Genomic DNA, 20,396 nt, shown 5'->3' on the forward strand with positions numbered 1-20,396 from the left:
GGCATTCCAATCTCCCGGCCAGTTGTTGACCGTTCCATCAGACGCAGGACGAGGCGATTTCCTTGGCGGGTTGAGAAAAGATTTTTCTACGGCCTCCCACCCCGCCGGCTCGCGACAGGGTATTGGACCAGGGGCGCCGGGAGGGGACCGTGCGCGAACGCACGGGTGGTGCAGAGACAGAGTTGCGACTTCATCGCAGAATGAGACGCCATTGCCTTCTCCACGCAGTGGGGAAGTCAGTCGCGCCTCGTTCTGTTTGCGTAGCGGTTATGTGCCCGCTCGTTCTTTGTGGGTGGTGCCTCCTGCCTAGCCGCCCCTACAGGTCCGCCAGGGTCGCCTTCAATCGCTCGATCAGCAGGGCCGCATTCTCATGCGAGAACACCATGGGCGGGCGGATCTTCAGGCTGTGCCCCTGCCGGCCGGTGGCCGAGATCAGCACCTGGCGCTCGCGCAGGCCGTTGACGATGGCGGCAGCCGCGGCCGCATCCGGGGCGCCCTTGGCATCGACGATGTCGGCGCCGATGAACAGGCCGGCACCACGCACCTCCCCGATACGGCCATCGTGCCTACCGAGATCCTCCAGGCCACCCTTGAGCGCCGCGCCGACATCGCGGGCATTGGCGATCAAGCCTTCGTCCTCGATGACGTCGAGCACGGCCATGCCCACAGCGCAGGAGACCGGATTGCCGCCGAAGGTGTTGAAATAGCGCACCTCGCGCCCAAAAGCCTCCAGATGCTCGGGCCTCGCGGCCATGGCGGCCATCGGATGGCCATCGCCCATCGGCTTGCCCATGGTGACGAGATCGGGAACCAGGCCATGCCGGGCAAAGCCCCACATGCCGGCGCCGGTGCGGCCGAAGCCGGGCTGGACCTCGTCGGCGATGAACAGGCCGCCGGCGGCACGGATGGCCTCCACCGCCGGGCGCAGGAAGCCCGACGGGTCGGCGAAAACGCCATCGCTGGAGAAGATGGTGTCGACCAGCAGCGCCGAAGGGCGGATGCCGTTCGCCCCCATGTCGGCGATCGCCGCCTTCACGCCTTGCGCAAAGGCTTCGCCGCTCGTGTCGGCGGAGGTGGGTGCGGGCACCACCCGCACCGTCTCGGCGATCGGGGCCCCCGCGCCCAGCGAGGGCGACATGTGGGCGAGCACGTCGGTCACGCCATGATAGGCGTTCTCGGTGACGATGACGCCCGTGCCGCCGGTCACGGCCTTGGCGACGCGCAGGGCCAGGTCGTTGGCCTCGCTGCCGGTGCAGGTGAACATGATGTTGGCGATCTCGGCCGGCATGGTCGCGACCAGCCGCTCGGCATAATCGAGGATGCCGTCGGTGACGTAGCGCGTATGGGTGTTGAGCACCCCGGCCTGGCGCGCCAGCGCCGCCACCACATGCGGGTGGCAATGGCCGACGCTGGCGACATTGTTGTAGGCGTCGAGATAGGCGGTGTCATCTGGCCCGTAGAGCCAGACCCCCTCGCCCCTGACCACATGCACCGGATGGGCATAGAACAGCCGATAGGCCGGGCCGAGCACGCGCCGCCGACGCTCGATCAGGGCTGCCTCCTCGGCGGCGAAGCCGGCCGTGTTGCTGGGATCGAAGGCATTGACCATCGTCATGGGAGGCGATCCTTGCTCAAATAAAGGTGGAATTCGTCCGCCGCCTGGGCTGGCGAGAGCGAGCGCGCAGCCGCCAATCCCGCCCAGGCCCGGCCGGCATTGCGCAGGATGTAGTCGCGGTTCTCGGGCTCCAGCGTGCAGCGCCAAGCCGTAATGATGGCCGTCAGCGTCATGCGTCCCTGGATGAGGTCGAACAGGCAGGCGATCTCCTCGTCCGCGAGGGGCAGGACGCGGTTGTAGCCGGCGACGAACTCCTTGACCGGCTCCAGGAAGCTCTCTCCCTCCCCGATGTGATAGGAGGCCGATACGCCCACCTCGTTGATGAGCGGCGCACGCACCATGTCGCCGAAATCGATGATGCCGGCGAGCTGATCCAGCGCCCCCTCCCTCCCCGGCCCGACTAGGATGTTGGAGGGGTTGAAGTCGTTGTGGATCACCTGGGTCCGGAGCCCGGCCGTCAGGGGCAATGTATGGGTCTCCAGCCGATCCAGCACGGCGATGACGAGGCCACGGCGATCCTTATCCTCGATATGCACGACCAGCGGCCGCAGGCTGGGGGCGTGGGTGAGGTCCCACAACAGATCGGCCGGGCTGCCGGCATGCTCGAAGCCATCGAGGGCGCGATCGAGCCGGGCCAGGCCCGCACCGAGATTGCGGCGAAGCGTGGGGCCGCGTTCGAGCTTGGCCAGCGGCGTGCCGGGTAGATAGGTCAGCACGCGCACCAGGCTCGGCTGCTGGTCCGGTTCGCGCAGCCAGAAATAGGCTTCGCCCGCTTGCGTGCGCACCACCCGCGGTACCGGCAGGTCGGCGTCGCCTCGCGCGAGGTGCAGCAGAGCCTCCGTCTGGAAATCGGTCACCGACACGTCTTCGGCCGGATTGACGATCTTGAGGAGAAATTCGCGCCCGTCGCCCGCATGAAGGCGGAAATTGCTGTCGCGCTCGCCAATCAGCGGGAAGGCCTCGACGTCGAGGCCGTAATGATCACGGATGATGGCCTCGGCACGCGCCTTGGAAACAGGCGGAGCCGGCGTGGAGAGAACGGTCGAAGTCTGCTGAAGCGCCATGGCCCCTCCCTCTCCCATCCCTCAGGCGGCAACGCAACCCCCGGCTGGCGGGAGAGCCAGCGCAATGATCGGTAAATCGACCAAAGCACCTGTCGTCGACGTCGCGCTGCCCCTCACCTTACCTCCCCCCGTTCTTACGGGGAGCGGTAAGGTGAGGGGCAGCATTGTCCTACGTATTTATGCACTACTCCATCAACCTTTCCCGGCATGCTCGAAACATCTTGAAAAGGGTGGGCCCTAATAGGTCGGCGGCGTGATCGCGCTGACGATCTCGCTGCGTCCGTCCGCGATGTTGCGGAAACGGTGCGGCAGGCGGCTGTCGAAGTAGTAGCCGTCACCGGGGTGGAGCACCTCGACCTTGCCGTCGACGGTGATCTCGATGGCGCCGCTCAGCACCATGCCGCCTTCCTGCGCCGAATGGGCATAGGCTTCGCCTGAATCGGCACCGGGCGCGTAAGTCTCGTGCAGCAGCAGCATGGACTTGTTGGGATAGTCGAGGCCGATGACGCGATGGGAGATCGCATCCGGCTGCCCGATCTCGGTCAGGTCACCAGCCCGGTAGAAGGGGCTCTGCGGCAGCGCGGATTTGAGGTCGATGAAGAAGCCCGGCAGCGTGGTGCCGAGCGCGTCGAGCACCGCGCGCAGCGTGTCGAGCGAAGGACTGATCAGGTCCCGCTCGATCAGCGAGACCGAGGAATGCGACACACCCGAGCGCAGGGCGACCTCCCTGACGCTGAGCTTGCGCCGGTGGCGTAATTCGCGCAGCTTGTCTCCGATCTTCATCGTCCCTCTCCGGGCTTCGCACCATTCATGTGGTGAATATATTGAACGAGGCTATCCGGGGCAATTGCCCCGGGCGCTTGCGGCGGCAAGTCTTTCGGCATCTCATTCGATCGAAAAGGCCAGCAATGCTCGACCCCGCCATCCAAGCCCGCATCACCTCCATCAAGGCACCGGGACGCAGCGCCCTGACCGACAATGGCCCCGTGGAAGCGACCGTGAAGCAGGTCATCGACGAGGTGCGCAAGCGTGGCGATGCGGCGCTGCGCGACTATTCGCGCGAGTTCGACAAAATCGATGTCGAGCATTTCGAAGTGACCGCCGCCGAACGCCAGGCCGCCGTGGACGCCCTCGATCCGCAGACCCGTGCCGATACCGAATTCGCCATCGAGCGGGTGCGCGCTTTTGCTGAAGCCCAGCGCGCCACGCTGCTGCCCCTGGAGATCGAGGCCCTGCCCGGCCTGCATCTCGGCCACCGCATCATCCCGATTGCCCGTGTCGGCGCCTATGTGCCGGGCGGGCGCTATCCGCTGCTGTCGGCACCGGTGATGACCATCGTGCCCGCCAAGGTCGCCGGCTGCGACGAGGTGATCGCCTGCCTGCCGCCGGGCGCCCACCAGGCCATGATCGCCGGCTGCCACCTTTCCGGCGCCGACCGCATCTTCCGGGTCGGCGGTGCCCAGGCCATCGCCGCCATGGCCTATGGCACCGAAAGTATCCCGGCCGTCGACAAGATCTTCGGGCCCGGCAATGCCTTCGTCAACGAGGCCAAGCGCCAGGTCTTCGGCCTGGTTGGCATCGACCAGCTCGCCGGCCCCAGCGAGATCTTCGTGGTGGCCGACGAGACCGGAGACGCGGTCACCATCGCCGTCGACCTGCTGGCCCAGGCCGAGCACGACGTGCGCACCCGCGTCGGCCTGATCACCACCGACAGGGCTCTGGCCGAAGCGACCCTGGCCGAGGTCGAGCGCCAACTCGCCAATCTGCCCACCGCCAATGTCGCCGGCCCGGCCTGGCGCGACTATGGCGAGATCGTCGTGTGCGACGACGAAGCGGCCATGCTGGCCTATTCGGACTTCATCGCCGCCGAACACCTGCAGGTCCATACGCGCGATGCCCACGCCACCGCGGCCAGGCTACGCAATTACGGTTCGCTGTTCATCGGCGTCTCGGCCAGCGTCGTCTATTCGGACAAGTGCTGCGGCACCAACCACACCTTGCCCACCATGGGCGCGGGGCGCTACACAGGAGGCCTGTGGGTCGGATCCTACCTCAAGACCTGTACCCATCAGTGGCTGGACGATCGCGGCATCGCCGCCGTCGCCCCGCCGGCCATCCGGCAGAGCGCCAGCGAGGGGCTGGAAGGCCATCGCCGGGCGGCAGCCCTGCGCCTTTCTCCCAAGCAGCTGCTTGCGGAGATCGGCGTCTAATTTTTTCACCGGACGCGGGCGCCGCCATTGCCATTGGCGGCCTCGCAGGTTCCGATGCGACAATCCCATGCGGCGGCGAGCCGCGTGCAACGGAAGAGACGGGTCCTTTCCCAAAGGAAAGAGACACCGCGACGCAAACCAGAGACCGAACCAGTGGGGAAGACCGCTATGCGCTTCAGACACCTCCTTCTTGCCTCCGGCATTGCCTTGGGTACCGCCCTTGCCGGCGTCGCCAGCGCCTCGGCGCGCGACCTGACCGTGGTATCCTGGGGCGGGAACTACCAGGACGCCCAGCGCAAGATCTATTTCAAGCCCTTTTCCGAGAAGACCGGCAAGCCCGTGCTTGACGAAGCCTGGGACGGCGGCATCGGCGTGCTGCAGGCCAAGGTCAAGGCCGGCACGCCCAATTGGGATGCCGTGCAGGTCGAAGCCGAGGAACTGGCGATCGGCTGCGCCGACGGCATCTACGAGCCGCTCGACTGGAGCAAGCTCGGCGGCAAGGACAAGTTCATCGACAGCGCCGTCAGCGATTGCGGCGTGGGCGCGATCGTCTGGTCGACCCAGCTCGCCTATGACAGCGACAAGCTGAAGGAAGCCCCGAAATCCTGGGCCGATTTCTGGGACACCAAGAAGTTCCCGGGCAAGCGCGCCCTGCGCCGGGGCCCGAAATATGCCCTCGAATTCGCGCTGATGGCCGATGGCGTCGCGCCCAAGGACGTCTATACGGTGCTGCGCACGCCCGAGGGCGTCGATCGCGCCTTCAAGAAGCTCGGCGAGATCAAGGGCGACATGGTCTGGTGGGAATCGGGGGCCCAGCCGCTCCAGCTCCTGAAGTCGGGCCAGGTGGTGATGACCTCCGCCTATAATGGCCGCATCACCGGCATCAACAAGACCGAAGGCACCCATTTCAAGGGCGTGTGGCCGGGCTCGATCTATGCCGTAGACAGCTGGGTCATCCTCAAGGGCAGCCCGAACAAGGATGCGGCGATGGATTTCATTGCCTTCGCCAGCCTGCCGGAGAACCAGTCCAAACTGCCGCAGGACATCGCCTACGGCCTGCCGAGCAAGGCCGCTGCCGCCGCGGTGCCCGCCGACCTTGCGGTCGACCTGCCGACCTCTCCGGCCAACATGACGGATTCGGTCTCCATCGACACCGAGTTCTGGAACGACAACATCGAGGACCTGACCAAGCGCTTCAACGCCTGGCTGGGGCAATAGCCGTCCGACGGCATTCTCCCGCCCCAAATACCGACCTTTGTCATTGCCGGGCTTGACCCGGCAATCCAGGATCGCTTTCAAGGTTGAGGCGAGGCACTGGATGCCCGGGTCGAGCCCGGGCATGACAAGGCTGCGTTAATGCCGGCTGGGTTGTGTCTCGATGTCCGCCCGGGCATCGCTCATTCCAACGTCCCAAGGCCCGCACCTGGAAGGAGCTTTTCGGATCCGATGGACTCGTTCATTCACTTCGACGGTGTCAGCAAATCCTTCGGCACGATGAAGGTCGTCGACAATCTCGACTTCCATGTCGGCCGGGGTGAATTCGTCAGCCTGCTCGGCCCCTCCGGGTCCGGCAAGACCACCCTCCTGATGATGCTGGCCGGCTTCGAGGCACCCAGCAGCGGCGCCCTGCTCGTCGACGGCACCCGCGTGGAGACCCTGCCCTCCTACAAGCGCAACATGGGTGTGGTCTTCCAGAATTACGCTCTGTTTCCGCACATGACCATCGCCGAGAACGTCGCCTTCCCGCTCAAGATGCGCGGCATCGGCCGGGCCGAGCGCGACGCCAGGGTCACCAAGGCGCTCGATCTCGTCCGGCTCGGCCATCTCAAGGATCGCAAGCCCTCCCAGCTTTCGGGCGGCCAGCAGCAGCGCATCGCCCTCTCGCGCGCCCTCGTCTACGAGCCCAAGGTGGTGCTGATGGACGAGCCGCTCAGCGCGCTCGACAAGCAGTTGCGCGAGCACATGCAGCTCGAGATCCGCGAGCTCCACCGCAAGCTCGGCCTTACCGTGATCTTCGTCACCCATGACCAGGGCGAGGCCCTGACCATGTCGGACCGGGTCGCCGTGCTCAATCTCGGCAAGATCGAGCAGCTCGACACCCCGTCCGGCCTCTACGACCGTCCGCGCACGCGCTTCGTCGCCGAGTTCATCGGCGAGACCAACCTGCTCGACGGCACCCTGAAGTCCTGTTCGGACGGCCTGGCGACCGTCGAGTTGGCCCTGGGGCCGACGGTCTCCTGCCGCACCGAGCTTTCGCCCAAGCCGAGTGCGCCGGTATTGGTCTCGGTGCGGCCGGAAAGGCTGCATCTGAGCGACGCCCCGGCCCTGGCCAACAGCCTGCCCGTGCGCGTCGAGGACGACGTCTATCACGGCGATCACGTCCGCCTGCACCTCAAGAGCGGCGAGCGCCGCCTGGTGGCCAAGGCCGACAGGCGCGAGGCGAGCCGCCCCATCGGCTCCGATGCCCATGTCGGTTTCGCGCCCGACGATTGTACGCTGGTCCTGCCATGACGGCGGCCCCGCGCCTGAAGGCTGCTCTCCTGGTGCTGCCCCTCATCGCCTTCCTCGGCATCTTCTTCCTCTGGCCGCTCGGCATGATGATCGTCACCTCCGTGCAGGGTGGCACCGTGCGGCACGCCTTCCCGCAGACGGCCGAGGCGATCGCCGGCTGGCAGGGCGAAGGCCTGCCGCCGCCCGAGGTCCAGGCCGCGCTCGCCAAGGATCTGCGCACGACGATCCCCCAGGAGCAGTTCGGCGATGCCGTGCGCGCCCTCAACAGCCAGCAGGCAGGCTTCCGCACGCTGCTGCCCAAGACCGCGACCGCCATCCGCAACGCGCCCGAGAACAGCCCGCCTGCCCTCGCCACCATCGATCCGCGCTGGAACCAGCCCGCTTTCTGGCTGGCGCTGAGGCGTTCGATGCCGGCCTATACCGACGCCAACCTGCTGGCCGCCGTTGATCTCAAGCGGGCCGATGACGGCAGCGTCGCCAATGTACCTGATGACATGGCCGTGAACCGCATGATCATGCTGCGGACCTTCATGATCGCCCTGCAGGTCACGCTGCTCTGCGTCGCCATCGGCCTGCCCTTCGCCATGCTGGCCGCCAGCGTCTCCGGCTGGAAGCGCAATCTCCTGCTGCTCGCCGTGCTGCTGCCGCTGTGGACCTCGCTGCTGGTGCGCACCGCCGCCTGGATGATCCTCCTGCAGGAGAACGGGCTGATCAACCAGACGCTGAAGGCCCTCGGCCTGATCGATGCCTCGCTGCCGCTGATCTACAACCGCACCGGCATTCTCATCGCCATGACCCATGTGCTGCTGCCCTTCATGGTGCTGCCGACCTATGCCAGCCTCGTCGCAATCCCGCGCAACCTGATGCCGGCCGCCGCCTCGCTCGGCGCTCCGCCGCTGCGGGCCATGCGGCATGTCCTATTGCCGCTGGCCATGCCCGGGGTGCTCTCGGGCTCGCTCCTCGTCTTCATGGTGGCGCTCGGCTACTACATCACCCCGGCCTTGGTCGGCGGCCCGAATGAGCAGATGATCTCCTCGGTGATCGCCTTCTATGCCACCGGCACCGCCAATTGGGGCATGGCCGGGGCGCTGGGCATCTTCCTGCTGGTGCCGACCACGGTGCTCTATCTCGTCTATGGACGGCTCTCGCGCACGCCGATGGTGCAGACATGACGGGATTGGGCAAGAGCTCCTTCAACGCCCTGCGCCTTGCCTTCGGCGCACTGATCGTGGCGTTCCTGGTCGTGCCGCTGGCGGCGATCCTGCCGCTCGCCTTCACCGACAGCGTGTTCCTGACCTATCCGATGACGGGGCCCTCGACGCGCTGGTTCGATACGCTCGCTACCAGCGACGCCTGGCAGCGTTCGATCGTCAATTCCATGATCGTGGGCACCGGCGCGACGGTGCTGTCCACCGTGGTCGGCACGCTCGCCGCGCTCGGCCTGAGGCGCAATCTGGTGCCGTTCTCGGGCATTCTGCGCTCGATATTCCTGCTGCCCATGGTGGTGCCGGCGGTGGTGCTCGGCGTCGGCATGCAGATCCTCTATGCTAGGCTCGGCCTCGCCTCCTCCTATGCCGGCGTGATCATCGCCCATGCCGTCTTGTGCGTGCCCTTCGTGCTGGTCAACGTCTCCGGCTCGCTCGCCAGCATCGATCCGGCTCTGGAACGGGCGGCGGCCAGCCTCGGCGCTTCACCCGGCACGGTGTTCCGGGCCGTGACCTTCCCGCTCGCCTTGCCCGGCATCCTCACCGGTGCGGCCTTCGCCTTCGCCACCTCGCTCGACGAGGTGGTGATCACCCTCTTCGTCGCCGGCCCCAACCAGACCACGCTGGCACGGCAGATGTTCTCCTCGCTCCGTGAGAACATCAGCCCGGCCATCGCGGCGGCCGCCTTCCTGATCATCGTGATCACGCTGGTCCTGGCCCTTGCCGTGAAGGGCGCCGCGATCCTGGCTCTCATCGGCAAGCGCAAGCAGGTGCTGCCGGCCGAGGAGTGATGCCAGGCTGCGATCCAATCCGCGGGGGGCGGGTCTGATGACCACCCCTTTCAAAGTGTTTGGAACGAACCGGGAAAGGTTTGTAAAATAGTCCATAAATACGCTGGATGGCGCCGCCCCTCACCTTACCTCTCCCCGTAAGGACGGGGCGAGGGGGCTTTGACGTCGAATCATATTCGGGAAATCTTTCATCTCGCACGACGGTTGGGCGAGATGAATGCTCCGAGAATCAGTCACAACGCTTGCGCCTCCTCGCCCCGTCCTTACGGGGAGAGGTAAGGTGAGGGGCAGCGCGACCTCGACGATCAGACCTGACTCGATCGCGTCAAACACCTTGAAAAAGGCGAGTCTGGAGACTCGCCCACCACGTGCGCCATGTCACGCCGGCATAGCGGTATTTGAGCGAGGATATCGGCAAGTCAGTCGCGTAGGAGCCTTTGCTCCAATCAAGAGCGTGAGAGTACCATGCCGAGTATCGCCATCGACATCCTGCCCAATCCGACGCGCCGCCAGGTTGCGGCCTTGCCGCTGCGCGAAAAGGACGGCCGCATCGAGGTCTGCCTGGTGACCACCCGTACCACCCATCGCTGGACCGTGCCGAAGGGCTGGCCGATCAAGGGCCGCAAGGATCATGTCGCCGCCCGCATCGAGGCCGAGCAGGAGGCCGGTGTAACCGGCAAGCCACGCAAGAAGGCGCTCGGCTCCTTCGTTTATTGGAAGCGCCTGACCGATCGCTTCGAACTGATCAAGGTGAATGTCTATCCCTTGCGCGTCACCGGCATGTTGCCGGCCTGGAAGGAACAGACCCAGCGCCGTGTGCAATGGATGGGTCTGGGCGACGCTTCCATCATCGTGGACGACCCCGGCCTCGCCAAGCTGCTGTCCGGCCTGAAGCCGGCGATGGCGCCATAAAACACCGTTCACTGGGATGCCTGCGATCCCGGAAGAAACGCGCCTACCTAGCCGGCCAGTTGCTCGGTGCAGACCTTCCGGACGCAGTCCCTCAACCAGCGATGGGCCGGATCGGCATCGAGCCGCGGGTGCCAGAGCAGAGAGATCGTGATCTCCGCCAGGGGAAACGGCAGCGGGAAGCAGAACAGGCCGGCGCGCAGGCGGCCGGTCGAACGTTCGGGCACCGTGGCGACCAGGTCGGTCGAGCGGGCCAGGGCCAGCGCTTCGGAAAAGCTGCTGACGATCGTGGCGATGTTCGGCTCGAGACCGAGGGCTTCGAGCCTGCCATCGGCCGGCCCCCTATAGAGGGCTCGGCGTGAGATCAGGACATGGCTTGCCTGTGCATAGCGGGCCGGCGTGATCGGAGCCTCGCTCAGAGGATGGCCCATCCTGACGACACCGACGAAACGATCGCGAAACAGGGCCTGCGCGCGCACTTCCGGCCCCATCGAGTCGCCGATGACACCCGTCTCCAGATCCACACTGCCGTCGCGCAGGGGCGTGCTGTCCTTGTCGGCTTTCGGCACGAAACGCAGCGTGACCCCCGGCGCCTGTTCGCGGGCATAAGCGATGAGATCGGGTCCGAAATTCTCGACGAAACCCTCCCTGTTGCGCAGGGTGAAGGTTCTCGTGAGCTTTTTCAGGTCGAGCGCTTCCACCGGACGAAGGACGCTTTCGACCGCCTGGACGAGTTGGCCGACGTTTTCGCGCAGTTCCAAGGCCCGCGGTGTCGGTACGAGGCCGCGGCCGGCGCGAACGAGCAGCGGATCGCCGGTCGTGTCCCGCAATCGGGCCAGGGCTCGGCTCATCGCCGAGGGGCTGAGCCTGAGACGACGGGCCGCTCGAGCGACACTGCCTTCCGTCAGCAGGACGTCGAGCGTGATGAGAAGATTGAAATCGGGCAGCGTCATGGACCGATCATAGCATCCAAGGGTAATTATGGCATGGCGTTCGATGCACCAATGAAGTGCAAATGATGCGCATTCCGCCATATCAGGCACAGGCCTATCTTTCAGCGGTTCCCCCCTTCGAACCGACGGAAGACGCAATCCATGCCGAAATCAGCGACGAGAGATGATGGACGGGTGCATGAAAAACCCACGCCTCCGTTCCACGGGGCCCTCGCCTGCCTCAGCCTCTGCATCCTGCTGTCCTCCCTGGGCACCAGCATCGCCAATGTCGCCTTGCCGACTTTGGCCGCGGCGTTCTCGGCCTCATTCGAGCAGGTGCAGTGGATCGTGCTGGCCTATCTGCTGGCGATGACCACCCTGGTCGTCAGCGTCGGGCGATTGGGGGACATCGTCGGGCGGCGAAGGCTGCTGCTGTCGGGTCTCTTGCTGTTTACATTGGCTTCGGCTTGCTGCGCGGTAGCGCCGACCTTCGGGCTGCTGGTCGCGGCGCGCGCTGCACAGGGCCTCGGCGCCGCCATCATGGCGGCTCTCGGCATGGCTATTATCGGCGAAGCCGTTCCGAGGGAAAGGACCGGCAGTGCCATGGGGCTGCTCGGCACGATGTCGGCCGTCGGCACCGCCCTGGGGCCATCGCTCGGAGGCCTCATGATTTCCGCCTTCGGCTGGCGGAGCATCTTTCTTCTCAATATCCCTTTGGGCCTCCTGGCCCTCTATCTTGCTCGTCGCTTTCTGCGCGAGGATGGCGGCAAATCCCGGGATGCCCGCAACAGATTCGACAGCCTCGGCACATTCCTGCTCGCCGCAACGCTCGCTGCCTACGCCCTGGCCATGACCACGGGGCGCAGCGCTCCCGCCTGGACCGGTGCGAGCCTACTGCTGGCAACCGTCATCGGCGGCGCCCTTTTCCTGCTGGTCGAGGCACGTATCAGTCCACCCCTGATCCAATTGGCCGCCTTCCGCAGCGAGGGGCTGAGCGCCAATTTGGCGACGAGCGCCCTGGTCGCCACGGTAATGATGACGACCTTCGTCGTCGGGCCATTCTACCTGTCCGGCGTCTTCGCTCTCGACGAGGCTGAAATCGGCGCGGTGATGGCGATCGGCCCCGTCCTTTCCGTCCTGAGCGGGGTCTTTGCCGGACGCATCGTCGATCGCCTGGGTGCGCCTCGCCTGATCCTCATCGGCCTGACCGAGATGGCGGTCGGAGCCATCGTCCTGTCTACAATGGGCCCGGCATTCGGCGTCGCGGGCTATATTGCCGGCATCGTCATCCTGACGCCGGGCTACCAGCTTTTCCAGGCCGCCAACAACACCGCCGCCATGGCAAGTGTCCCAGCGGACCGGCGAGGCGTGACATCAGGCCTCGTCAATTTGTCGCGCAATCTCGGCCTGATAACCGGGGCATCGGCCATGGGCGCCATCTTCCGTTTCGCCGCGGGAACGGGTGATATCGCCAAGGCCCCGCCGGAGGCCGTCGCCTTCGGCATGCAGGCAACATTCGGCACCGCCGCGCTCCTGATCGTGGTGGCGATCATCCTGGCTGCGGGAACGCGCATCCTGGCGGGCCGCGCCGCACATCCCCAGGACGCACCCTAAATTGCTGGATGCAAGTGAAGCCCAAGCGCAAGTTTCACCCTCCCCTGGAGGGGGAGAGTGATGAATTCGCGCCTCAGCCCTGCGGCGCCATCGCGGCAGGATCCATCCACACGATTTCCCAGACATTGCCGTCGGGATCCTCGACACTGCGGCTGACCATGAAGCCGTGATCCTGCGCCGGGTTGGGGTCGGCCTTTCCGCCCGCTTGCGTTGTGCGGGCCAGCGTCGCGTCCACCGCATCGCGCGTATCGACATTGAGGGCGATCAGCGCCTGGCTCCACTGGCGCGCATCGCCGATCGGGCGCTGGGTGAACTGTCCATAGCGTTCGTGAGTGAGCAGCATCACGACGATCGCGTCGGAGAGCATCACCGATTTGGTCTGCTCGTCGGAAAATTGCGGGTTCACCTCGCCGCCCAAGGCGACATAGAATGCGGTCGCGGCGGCAAGATCGCGCACCGGCAGATTCAAGAAAATCATCTTGGCCATCACTTCCTCCTTCACCGAATGGGCGAGTTGATTTATTGTCTCGCTATGATGTTAGTAAGCACAAAGTATCTTAATGTCAAGATACTTTGTGCCAAGAGAACCTGCCAATGGACCGCGCCGACACAGCCGTCGAACAATGGGCCCGCGAGCGACCCGACCTTCCCTCCCTGCCGATGGCGGTATTCGGCCGCCTGTCCGATGCCTCCGAACGGATGCTGCGCGACCACATGAACCCGCTCTTCGCCACCGCAGGCCTGCAGCCGGGCGAGTTCGACGTGCTGGCCACGCTGAGGCGTTCGGGCGAGCCCTATATGCTGTCGCCGACCCGCCTCTACGAAGCGGCGATGATCTCCTCGGGTGGCATGACCAATCGCCTCGACCGGCTGGAGCGCGCCGGCCTGGTCGAGAGGCGTCCCGATCCCAATGACCGTCGCGGCAAGCTGATCGCCCTTACCGAGGCCGGCAAGATCGTGATCGATGAGACCATTGCGCGCCATGTTGCCAATGAGCAGCGGCTGCTGTCGGTGCTGACGCAGGCCGAGCAGGAAACCCTCGATAGCCTGCTCAGAAAGCTGATCACCGCACTTTGACGAAGGGCTCGCGCTCCCTTCGAAGCCAAGCACCTACGCTTCAACCAGGCAGCCGCTGGATCAGCGGCCTGGGCTCCGGCTGCACCTCCCGCACCAGGTTGACGCCTGCTTCATATTGATGAAAGCCGTCGAAATCGCCCTTGCCGATCGGGCAGCCGGCGAGGCGCAGCAGCGAATAGGCCATGCCGAGATGAAAGAAGAAGTTCGGCAGGGCATATTGGGTGACGAAGTCCACGGCCTTGGCCTCGAACACGGCCTGGCCGGCCTTTTCCCGCACCAGCCTCGCTTCCCCGCCGGCAAAATCGCGCCGTGAGACGTTCCTCAGCCGGGCAATGGTGTTTCCCAGCAGGAGGCGGATATCTTCGATCGATTCGATCGGGCCGTCATCGAGCATGATCGGCTGTTGCAGCACCGGATTGATGGCCCGGATGGAGAAGCCGAGCGCGATGCGAACCTGCCACTTCAAGGGGAACATGTTCGGCTGCAAAGCGAGGTTGAGGACCTCCGCCTGCTCCGTGCCCTGGAGCTGCAGATGCTCGGCCGTCTTGTCGAGGATCGCGTCGAGATTGGTGAGATAGCGCAGGAAAACCGGTACGGAAACGTCGAAGAGATCAGCCATGGGCTTGCTTCCCTGGACGGCCTCGAACCGTCCGCATTACGCGTGGAGAGTTCCGCATCCGGCCGGAAAGCGACCGACCGGGCTCAGTGAGCGCGGCCGATACAGAACTCCACCACATCGACCAGGGCTGATTTCATCGGGCTGTCGGCGAACAGCGCCAGGGCGTCCTTGGCCATGGCGCCGTAGTGGCGGGCGCGCTCGATGGTGTCTTCCAGCGTCTTGTGGCGGCGCATCAGGCCGATGGCATGCTCGAGGTCGGCCTCCGCGATCTCGCCGCGCTCCAGCGTCCGGCGCCAGAAATCGCGCTCCGCTTCGTTGCCGCGCCGGAAGGCCAGCACCACCGGCAGGGTGATCTTGCCCTCGCGGAAGTCGTCTCCGACATTCTTGCCGAGCTTGGCGTCCGAACCACCATAATCCAGCGCATCATCGACGAGCTGGAAGGCGATGCCGAGATTCATGCCGAAGGAGCGGCAGGCGGCCTGCTCGTCCTTGGGGCGCTCGGCCAGAACCGGGCCGACTTCGCAGGCGGCCGCAAAGAGTTCCGCCGTCTTGCCGCGAATCACCGCCAGATATTCGTCCTCGGTGGTCGCCGTGTTCTTGGCGGCGGCAAGCTGGGCCACTTCGCCCTCGGCGATGACGGTCGCGGCCGTGGACAGGATGTCGAGCGCCTTGAGCGAGCCGACCTCCACCATCATCTTGAAAGCCTGGCCGAGCAGGAAATCGCCGACCAGAACGCTCGCCTCATTGCCCCACAGCATGCGGGCGGCCGGCTTGCCACGCCGCATGTCGCTTTCGTCGACGACGTCGTCATGCAAGAGCGTGGCCGTATGCATGAACTCCACCGAGGCCGCGAGCTTCACATGGCCATCGCCCTGATAGCGGGCGAGTTGCGCGGTTGCCAGGGTCAAAATCGGGCGCAGGCGTTTGCCTCCGGAGGAGATCAGATGGTTGGCGACTTCCGGAATCATCGTCACCTCCGATCCCGTCCGCGACAGGATGGTGGTGTTGACCCGCGCCATATCCGCCTTGGTCAGGTCGACGATCGGCTGAAGCGAGCCTTGCGACCCGGATTTGTCCTCGAATGCGACAACGACGCCCAATACATGCACTCCGTTTTGCCGGCACCATAGAAATGCGCGGCTCCCCATACAAGCTTGCTGTTGTCGCGCCAACAAGCTCGTTGCAATTGTTGCGATAATCGCAACGATTGCGGCATGGAAGAAATCGTTCGTACCAATGATCCCGTGCTGATCTCCTATATCGAGGCCTTGCTGACCGAGGCGGGCGTCGTCCACCTGGTGCTCGACACCCATATGAGCGTGCTGGAAGGCTCGCTCGGCATGATCCAGCGCCGCATCCTGGTCGACACCGACCAGAGCGTGCTGGCCCGCCAGCGGCTGACCGAAGCAGGCCTCGGCAAGGAGTTGCGCACGCCGTGACCAAGCCTACGACTGGGACCGCGGCCGGGACCACGCTCTCGGCCTTTCTGGGCGGCCGGCTCGAAATCGCCCAACCCGCCAGCGGTCATCGTGTCGGAACCGACGCGGCCCTGCTTTCGGCCTGCCTCTCGCCCTCTGCAGGAGAAACCGTCTACGACCTCGGCGCGGGGATCGGCGCCGCCGGCCTCGGCCTTGCCGTCCGTTGCCCGCAATGCCGCCTCGTCCTGGTCGAGATCGATCCGGCCATCGCAGCACTGGCGGTCGAGAATGCAGCACGCAACGGCCTTACAGAACGCGTAACCACGCTCGAGGCCGACGTCACGCAAAGGCCGTCGAAGGAGGGGCTCCTGCTGCCCGGCACGGCCGACCACGTCATCATGAATCCGCCTTTCCATCTTCCGGGCACGATTCGCCCGGCGCCCGACGCCTATCGCGCCGGTGCACATGTGCACGGCCAGGCCGACGAGGAGGCCTGGATCCTCTGCGCCCTCGCCCTCCTGCGCGCCAAGGGCAGCCTCACCCTCATCCACCGGGCCGACGCCCTGCCCCGGCTTCTGGCAAGCCTCGACCGCCGCTTCGGCGACATCCGGGTCAAGCCCGTGCAGCCGCGCGTCGGCCTGCCGGCCGCCCGCCTGCTCATTCGTGCAATCAAGGGCTCGCGTGCGCCCTTCCTCCTGCTGCCGCCACTGATCCTGCATGATGAGGACGGCGGCTTCACCGCCGAGGCGGACGCCCTGCATCGCGGCGAAGCCTCGATCGAATGGCAAGCCTAGCAGCGGGCATAACCCCAATGCAGTTCACTAAGCTCTTCGGATTTGCACGACCTTTGTCATTGCCGGGCTCGACCCGGCAATCCAGCCCCGAGCTTCTGGATAGCCGGGTCAAGCCCGGCTATGACAATTCGCAGTGTTTCCTTCTGAGATGAGCCGCATCGGACCTACCCCGCCTCGTTCAGAAGCGAGAGGAAACGGGCGAACAGGCCGGCCTGGGAATGGATGCCGAGCTTGTGGCGGATGTTGCGGCGATGCACCTTCACCGTGCCCGTCGAGATATGAAGCAGGCGGCTGATCGAATCCGACGAATGCCCCTGCAGCACCAGATTGACGATTTCTCCCTCCCGCGCCGTCAGCGACTGGCTGGCCCAGAGCCGAGCCCGGTCGAGATCGCTGCCCGGCAGCGGCAAGGTCGTCACCCGGCTGCCGGCCTCGCCGAACTCCGGCAGGTCGCGCCAATGCTGGGCGCAGAGCGCGAGGACGATCGGGGTCAGGTCGCGCAGGCCGCGCACCTCCGCCGTGCCGAACGGGCCGGAGGCGGCCAGGCGCATCAGGGACCAGACCACCGAGGTCTGTTCGGGAAGCTGCACGAAGAAGCCGACCTCCTCCGCCAGCCCGGTCTGGCTGTAATAGGAGCGGAAATACTCGCTGGTGTAGAAACGGTCGGGCGCCAGCTCGCGCATGCGACGGAAGCCCTCGCATCCCCCGATCGCAGCCCGGTGGAAGGGATCGAGCAGATAGGCGCCATCCTGGTAGAGGGCGACGAAGACATGGCTCTCGGCAGGCGAGAAGGTCTCGTACAGCATCGGCGGCCGCGCCGAACCGCGATAGGCGAACACCACGCTGTGATCGAAGCGCGCATGCAGGCCGAGCCAGGCCAGCAGGGCACGCTCGAACTCGCCCGGCCCAGCGTGGCCCGCCACTTTTATCGCCTCCGCCAGCGCCGTGGATGCCGCCAAATTATGCCTGGAGCTGCCGATTTCTACCCCCTATGATGAACAAACATGCAGCATATACCCCCGGGTAGGTATATACGAGAGGAAATCGGCTCTGCTAGCTTTCTCTTCGTCGAGGGCCGAAAAGCAAGAACGAACCGGCCAGAACGAAACGGCTCGGCACCGATCGAGGGGACAAGCGCAGATGAACGACACGACCTCGCCCGATATCGAATTTCGCGCCGTCGCCAAGCGCTACGGTGAGGTCATCGCGGTTCATGGCATCGACCTTGCCATCCCCAACGGTGCCTTTGTCGCGTTGCTCGGCCCCTCGGGCTGCGGCAAGACCACTTGCCTGCGTATGATCGGCGGCTTCGAGCAGCCGAGCAGCGGGCAGGTGTTGATCCGCGGCCAGGACATGGCCGGAACGCCGCCTTTTCGCCGCCCGGTCAACATGGTCTTCCAGCAATATGCCCTGTTTCCACATCTGAGCGTCGGCGACAACATCGCCTATGGCCTGCGCCAGGCCCGCCCTCGCCTGGCCGGTTCGGAGATCGCCCGGCGCGTCGACGCGGCGCTCGCCATGGTGCGTCTCTCCGGCTATGGCCGCCGGCGCATCCACGAGCTCTCCGGCGGCCAGCAGCAGCGCGTCGCCCTGGCGCGTGCCCTGGTCAACAAGCCTGCCGTGCTGCTGCTCGACGAGCCGCTCGCCGCGCTCGACAAGAAGCTGCGCACCGAGATGCAGCTCGAACTGCAGAATCTGCAGCGGTCCCTCGGCATCACCTTCGTGCTGGTCACCCACGACCAGGAAGAGGCGCTGTCGATGAGCGACCTCGTCTGCGTGATGAACAAGGGCCGTGTCGTCCAGACCGGGGCTCCCAGCCAGATCTATGACGATCCGGCCGATCTCTTCGTCGCCGATTTCGTCGGAAAGTCCAATTTCCTCGACGGCAAGGTCACCGCGGCAGAGGGCAAGGCGGCCAGCATCGTGCTGGCCGACGGCACTACGCTTCAGGCCCGGACCCACATGCCACTACGACCCGGCCAGGCGGCCCGCGTGAGCATCCGCCCCGAAGCTATGCGGCTGGAGACCGGTGACGGACCGAGGCTGCAGGGTACCGTGCACAACCGCATCTTTCTCGGTTCGACCGCCGAATACGCCATCGAGATCCGGGATGTCGGAACCATCCTGGTCGCGGCCGACCACCTGGCACACGGTCCCGGTCTCAAGGGGCCGGGCGATAGCGTCTCGGTCGGTTTCGCACCGGGTGCTCCACTCGCCTTCGCCGCCTGAACGACCTGAAAAGCCGCAAAAAGCGACGCCACCAGAGGGAAATGAGCCATGTCGAAATCCTATCGCGACGACCTGCCAATCTCGGCCCAGGGCTTTGTCGACCAGCTCCTGCGCTACCGCAAAGGCTCGATCAGCCGCCGCCATTTCCTCGGCGCCACCGGCCTCGGCCTGGCAATGGCCGTGCTCGGCCGCGAGAACGGCATGCTGCCCGCCCCCGCCTACGCGGCCGGCGAACTCGGCGACAAGATGTCGATCGCCACCTGGCCCAATTATCACGACCCGCAGACCTTCGTGAATTTCACCAAGGCGACGGGCGTCGCCGTCGAGGTCAACGTCTTCGGCTCCAACGAGGAGATGCTGGCCAAGCTCCAGGCCGGTGCCACCGGCTGGAGCCTGTTCGTGCCGACCAACTACACCATTTCCACCTACAAGAAGCTCAGCCTCATCGACGCCATCGACCTTGCCAAGCTGCCGGCCTACAGCGCCTCGACCGAGGATGCCCGCTTCACGGCCGAAGGCACCGTCGACGGCACGGTCTATGCCGTGCCGAAGAACTGGGGCACCACAGGCTTTGCGGTGAATACCCAGAAGCTCACCAAGCCGCTGGCGAGCTGGAAGGATTTCTGGGACACCGCCATGGCCGAGGGCTCCAACCGCACCATGGTGCATGACTACCAGCTCACCACCATCGGCAATGCCCTGAAATATTTCGGCTATTCCTTCAATTCCCTGAAGCAGGATGAGCTCGCCAAGGCCGAGGAACTGCTGATCAAGGCCAAGCCGCATCTTTATGCCGTGTCTTCCGACTACCAGCCGCCCATGCGCGCCAACGATGCCTGGATGACGATGTGCTGGACCAATGACGGGGCCCAGCTCAACCGCGATTTGCCCCACATCAAATACATCCTCGGCAAGGAAGGCGGAGAGATCTGGACCGATTTCTACGCTATCCCCAAGGACGCGCCCAACAAGCCGGCCGGCTATGCCCTGCTCAACTATCTGATGACGCCTGAAAATGCCGTGAAGGAGCACATCGCCAATGGCGCGCCCTGCACGGATTCGCGCGTCAACGCCCTGCTTCCCAAGGACTTCCTGTCCAATCCCATTCTCTATCCGGCCGCCGAACTGCTGAAGCCGCTGGAATTCGGGGCAGCGGCGACACTGACCGATCCGGGCCGCGCCGAGCTGATGGCCCGCTTCAAATCGGCCTGACCGGCCCCCTCAGGATGGCTGGAGGTAAGGTCGCTCCGTCATTCCCGGCGCCACCGCAGGTGGCGGGAAGGGAATCCAGGGGCCAGGGGCGCCGTGTTTGCCCCTGGATTCCCTCCCTCTCACCCTCTCTCGCTTCGCTCGCGAGCGGCTCGGCCGGGAATGACTGCATCCCTCACGCTGAGAACCTATTCCGCCA

The 20,396-nt window shown here is 65.3% G+C and carries 20 protein-coding genes; 12 read left to right on the forward strand and 8 right to left on the reverse strand.

Translation table 11 applies throughout. The features are described 5' to 3' along the window. Positions 1-316 precede the first annotated feature (316 nt). The 3 genes from ACTJKX_RS14330 to ACTJKX_RS14340 form a co-directional block, all read right to left on the reverse strand. A complete protein-coding gene (locus ACTJKX_RS14330) occupies positions 317-1,615 on the reverse strand; it encodes an aspartate aminotransferase family protein (protein ID WP_440725659.1) in 1,299 nt (432 codons plus the stop codon). Then, complete coding sequence (locus ACTJKX_RS14335) at positions 1,612-2,679, reverse strand: phosphotransferase (RefSeq protein WP_394311841.1); 1,068 nt, start codon at positions 2,677-2,679, stop codon at positions 1,612-1,614. The genes ACTJKX_RS14330 and ACTJKX_RS14335 overlap by 4 nt, the downstream gene beginning before the upstream one ends. Positions 2,680-2,916: 237 nt before the next feature. Next, the gene (locus ACTJKX_RS14340) at positions 2,917-3,462 is read right to left on the reverse strand and encodes a cupin domain-containing protein (RefSeq protein ID WP_311943128.1); all 546 of its coding nucleotides are present in this window, start codon (positions 3,460-3,462) and stop codon (positions 2,917-2,919) included. A gap of 125 nt (positions 3,463-3,587) precedes the next feature. On the opposite strand from ACTJKX_RS14340, the gene hisD reads away from it, so the two are divergent. From hisD to ACTJKX_RS14370, 6 genes are all read left to right on the forward strand, one after another. Next, the gene (gene hisD, locus ACTJKX_RS14345) at positions 3,588-4,889 is read left to right on the forward strand and encodes a histidinol dehydrogenase (protein ID WP_440725660.1); all 1,302 of its coding nucleotides are present in this window, start codon (positions 3,588-3,590) and stop codon (positions 4,887-4,889) included. Positions 4,890-5,057: 168 nt separating this feature from the next. Beyond that, on the forward strand, positions 5,058-6,107 hold the full coding sequence (locus ACTJKX_RS14350) for an ABC transporter substrate-binding protein (protein WP_440725661.1): 1,050 nt from the start codon (positions 5,058-5,060) through the stop codon (positions 6,105-6,107). A gap of 228 nt (positions 6,108-6,335) precedes the next feature. Beyond that, a complete protein-coding gene (locus ACTJKX_RS14355) occupies positions 6,336-7,400 on the forward strand; it encodes an ABC transporter ATP-binding protein (protein WP_440725662.1) in 1,065 nt (354 codons plus the stop codon). Further along, complete coding sequence (locus tag ACTJKX_RS14360) at positions 7,397-8,572, forward strand: ABC transporter permease (RefSeq protein WP_440725663.1); 1,176 nt, start codon at positions 7,397-7,399, stop codon at positions 8,570-8,572. The genes ACTJKX_RS14355 and ACTJKX_RS14360 overlap by 4 nt, the downstream gene beginning before the upstream one ends. After that, on the forward strand, positions 8,569-9,396 hold the full coding sequence (locus tag ACTJKX_RS14365) for an ABC transporter permease (protein WP_415080570.1): 828 nt from the start codon (positions 8,569-8,571) through the stop codon (positions 9,394-9,396). The genes ACTJKX_RS14360 and ACTJKX_RS14365 overlap by 4 nt, the downstream gene beginning before the upstream one ends. Before the next feature lie 465 nt (positions 9,397-9,861). Beyond that, a complete protein-coding gene (locus ACTJKX_RS14370) occupies positions 9,862-10,308 on the forward strand; it encodes an NUDIX hydrolase (RefSeq protein ID WP_311943140.1) in 447 nt (148 codons plus the stop codon). Between the two features lie 47 nt (positions 10,309-10,355). On the opposite strand, the gene ACTJKX_RS14375 is transcribed toward ACTJKX_RS14370, so the two are convergent. Next, positions 10,356-11,258 carry a LysR family transcriptional regulator gene (locus ACTJKX_RS14375; protein WP_311943142.1) on the reverse strand — a complete coding sequence of 301 codons (903 nt, stop codon included), beginning with the start codon at positions 11,256-11,258 and terminating at the stop codon, positions 10,356-10,358. Positions 11,259-11,399: 141 nt separating this feature from the next. Here ACTJKX_RS14375 and ACTJKX_RS14380 point away from each other — a divergent pair, with 141 nt between their 5' ends. Beyond that, positions 11,400-12,851: an MFS transporter gene (locus ACTJKX_RS14380; protein ID WP_440725664.1), complete on the forward strand. Its 1,452-nt coding sequence runs from the start codon at positions 11,400-11,402 to the stop codon at positions 12,849-12,851. A 73-nt stretch (positions 12,852-12,924) separates the two neighbouring features. On the opposite strand, the gene ACTJKX_RS14385 is transcribed toward ACTJKX_RS14380, so the two are convergent. Next, entirely contained in the window at positions 12,925-13,338 is a 414-nt protein-coding gene (locus ACTJKX_RS14385) for a VOC family protein (RefSeq protein ID WP_367626633.1), read from the reverse strand. A 107-nt stretch (positions 13,339-13,445) separates the two neighbouring features. Between ACTJKX_RS14385 and ACTJKX_RS14390 the strand changes: the two genes are divergently transcribed. After that, positions 13,446-13,928, forward strand: coding sequence for a MarR family winged helix-turn-helix transcriptional regulator (locus tag ACTJKX_RS14390; protein WP_440725665.1), 483 nt, complete (start codon positions 13,446-13,448; stop codon positions 13,926-13,928). 40 nt (positions 13,929-13,968) lie between these two features. On the opposite strand, the gene ACTJKX_RS14395 is transcribed toward ACTJKX_RS14390, so the two are convergent. Both ACTJKX_RS14395 and ACTJKX_RS14400 read right to left on the reverse strand, forming a co-directional pair. Then, entirely contained in the window at positions 13,969-14,547 is a 579-nt protein-coding gene (locus ACTJKX_RS14395) for a DUF1993 domain-containing protein (RefSeq protein WP_311943150.1), read from the reverse strand. A gap of 83 nt (positions 14,548-14,630) precedes the next feature. Beyond that, positions 14,631-15,647 (reverse strand): polyprenyl synthetase family protein, encoded by a 1,017-nt coding sequence (locus ACTJKX_RS14400; protein WP_311943153.1) that lies wholly within the window; start codon positions 15,645-15,647, stop codon positions 14,631-14,633. A 114-nt stretch (positions 15,648-15,761) separates the two neighbouring features. Here ACTJKX_RS14400 and ACTJKX_RS14405 point away from each other — a divergent pair, with 114 nt between their 5' ends. Both ACTJKX_RS14405 and ACTJKX_RS14410 read left to right on the forward strand, forming a co-directional pair. Continuing rightward, the gene (locus tag ACTJKX_RS14405; RefSeq protein ID WP_311943155.1) at positions 15,762-15,986 is read left to right on the forward strand and encodes a putative signal transducing protein; all 225 of its coding nucleotides are present in this window, start codon (positions 15,762-15,764) and stop codon (positions 15,984-15,986) included. Then, a complete protein-coding gene (locus tag ACTJKX_RS14410; protein WP_440725666.1) occupies positions 15,983-16,759 on the forward strand; it encodes a tRNA1(Val) (adenine(37)-N6)-methyltransferase in 777 nt (258 codons plus the stop codon). Before ACTJKX_RS14405 ends, ACTJKX_RS14410 begins: the two co-directional genes overlap by 4 nt. A gap of 164 nt (positions 16,760-16,923) precedes the next feature. On the opposite strand, the gene ACTJKX_RS14415 is transcribed toward ACTJKX_RS14410, so the two are convergent. After that, positions 16,924-17,682, reverse strand: a complete 759-nt coding sequence (locus ACTJKX_RS14415) for a helix-turn-helix transcriptional regulator (RefSeq protein WP_440725667.1) — start codon at positions 17,680-17,682, stop codon at positions 16,924-16,926. 217 nt (positions 17,683-17,899) lie between these two features. On the opposite strand from ACTJKX_RS14415, the gene ACTJKX_RS14420 reads away from it, so the two are divergent. Continuing rightward, positions 17,900-18,988 carry an ABC transporter ATP-binding protein gene (locus ACTJKX_RS14420; protein WP_440725668.1) on the forward strand — a complete coding sequence of 363 codons (1,089 nt, stop codon included), beginning with the start codon at positions 17,900-17,902 and terminating at the stop codon, positions 18,986-18,988. Between the two features lie 48 nt (positions 18,989-19,036). Then, entirely contained in the window at positions 19,037-20,200 is a 1,164-nt protein-coding gene (locus tag ACTJKX_RS14425; RefSeq protein WP_394311822.1) for an ABC transporter substrate-binding protein, read from the forward strand. The last annotated feature ends 196 nt before the right edge of the window (positions 20,201-20,396 follow it).

Source organism: Labrys sp. 22185 (assembly GCF_052045555.1).
Classification (GTDB): Bacteria; Pseudomonadota; Alphaproteobacteria; order Rhizobiales; family Labraceae; genus Labrys; species Labrys neptuniae.

What these genes read in the sequence shown, in the direction of transcription:
- ACTJKX_RS14425 (WP_394311822.1), top strand. Translation starts at nt 19,037, where the DNA reads ATGTCGAAATCCTATCGCGACGACCTGCCAATCTCGGCCCAGGGCTTT.
- ACTJKX_RS14405 (WP_311943155.1), top strand. Translation starts at nt 15,762, where the DNA reads ATGGAAGAAATCGTTCGTACCAATGATCCCGTGCTGATCTCCTATATC.
- ACTJKX_RS14390 (WP_440725665.1), top strand. Translation starts at nt 13,446, where the DNA reads ATGGACCGCGCCGACACAGCCGTCGAACAATGGGCCCGCGAGCGACCC.
- ACTJKX_RS14360 (WP_440725663.1), top strand. Translation starts at nt 7,397, where the DNA reads ATGACGGCGGCCCCGCGCCTGAAGGCTGCTCTCCTGGTGCTGCCCCTC.
- ACTJKX_RS14350 (WP_440725661.1), top strand. Translation starts at nt 5,058, where the DNA reads ATGCGCTTCAGACACCTCCTTCTTGCCTCCGGCATTGCCTTGGGTACC.
- ACTJKX_RS14385 (WP_367626633.1), bottom strand. Translation starts at nt 13,338, where the DNA reads ATGGCCAAGATGATTTTCTTGAATCTGCCGGTGCGCGATCTTGCCGCC.
- ACTJKX_RS14330 (WP_440725659.1), bottom strand. Translation starts at nt 1,615, where the DNA reads ATGACGATGGTCAATGCCTTCGATCCCAGCAACACGGCCGGCTTCGCC.
- ACTJKX_RS14370 (WP_311943140.1), top strand. Translation starts at nt 9,862, where the DNA reads ATGCCGAGTATCGCCATCGACATCCTGCCCAATCCGACGCGCCGCCAG.
- ACTJKX_RS14335 (WP_394311841.1), bottom strand. Translation starts at nt 2,679, where the DNA reads ATGGCGCTTCAGCAGACTTCGACCGTTCTCTCCACGCCGGCTCCGCCT.
- hisD (WP_440725660.1), top strand. Translation starts at nt 3,588, where the DNA reads ATGCTCGACCCCGCCATCCAAGCCCGCATCACCTCCATCAAGGCACCG.
- ACTJKX_RS14365 (WP_415080570.1), top strand. Translation starts at nt 8,569, where the DNA reads ATGACGGGATTGGGCAAGAGCTCCTTCAACGCCCTGCGCCTTGCCTTC.
- ACTJKX_RS14375 (WP_311943142.1), bottom strand. Translation starts at nt 11,258, where the DNA reads ATGACGCTGCCCGATTTCAATCTTCTCATCACGCTCGACGTCCTGCTG.
- ACTJKX_RS14395 (WP_311943150.1), bottom strand. Translation starts at nt 14,547, where the DNA reads ATGGCTGATCTCTTCGACGTTTCCGTACCGGTTTTCCTGCGCTATCTC.
- ACTJKX_RS14340 (WP_311943128.1), bottom strand. Translation starts at nt 3,462, where the DNA reads ATGAAGATCGGAGACAAGCTGCGCGAATTACGCCACCGGCGCAAGCTC.
- ACTJKX_RS14380 (WP_440725664.1), top strand. Translation starts at nt 11,400, where the DNA reads ATGCCGAAATCAGCGACGAGAGATGATGGACGGGTGCATGAAAAACCC.
- ACTJKX_RS14355 (WP_440725662.1), top strand. Translation starts at nt 6,336, where the DNA reads ATGGACTCGTTCATTCACTTCGACGGTGTCAGCAAATCCTTCGGCACG.
- ACTJKX_RS14420 (WP_440725668.1), top strand. Translation starts at nt 17,900, where the DNA reads ATGAACGACACGACCTCGCCCGATATCGAATTTCGCGCCGTCGCCAAG.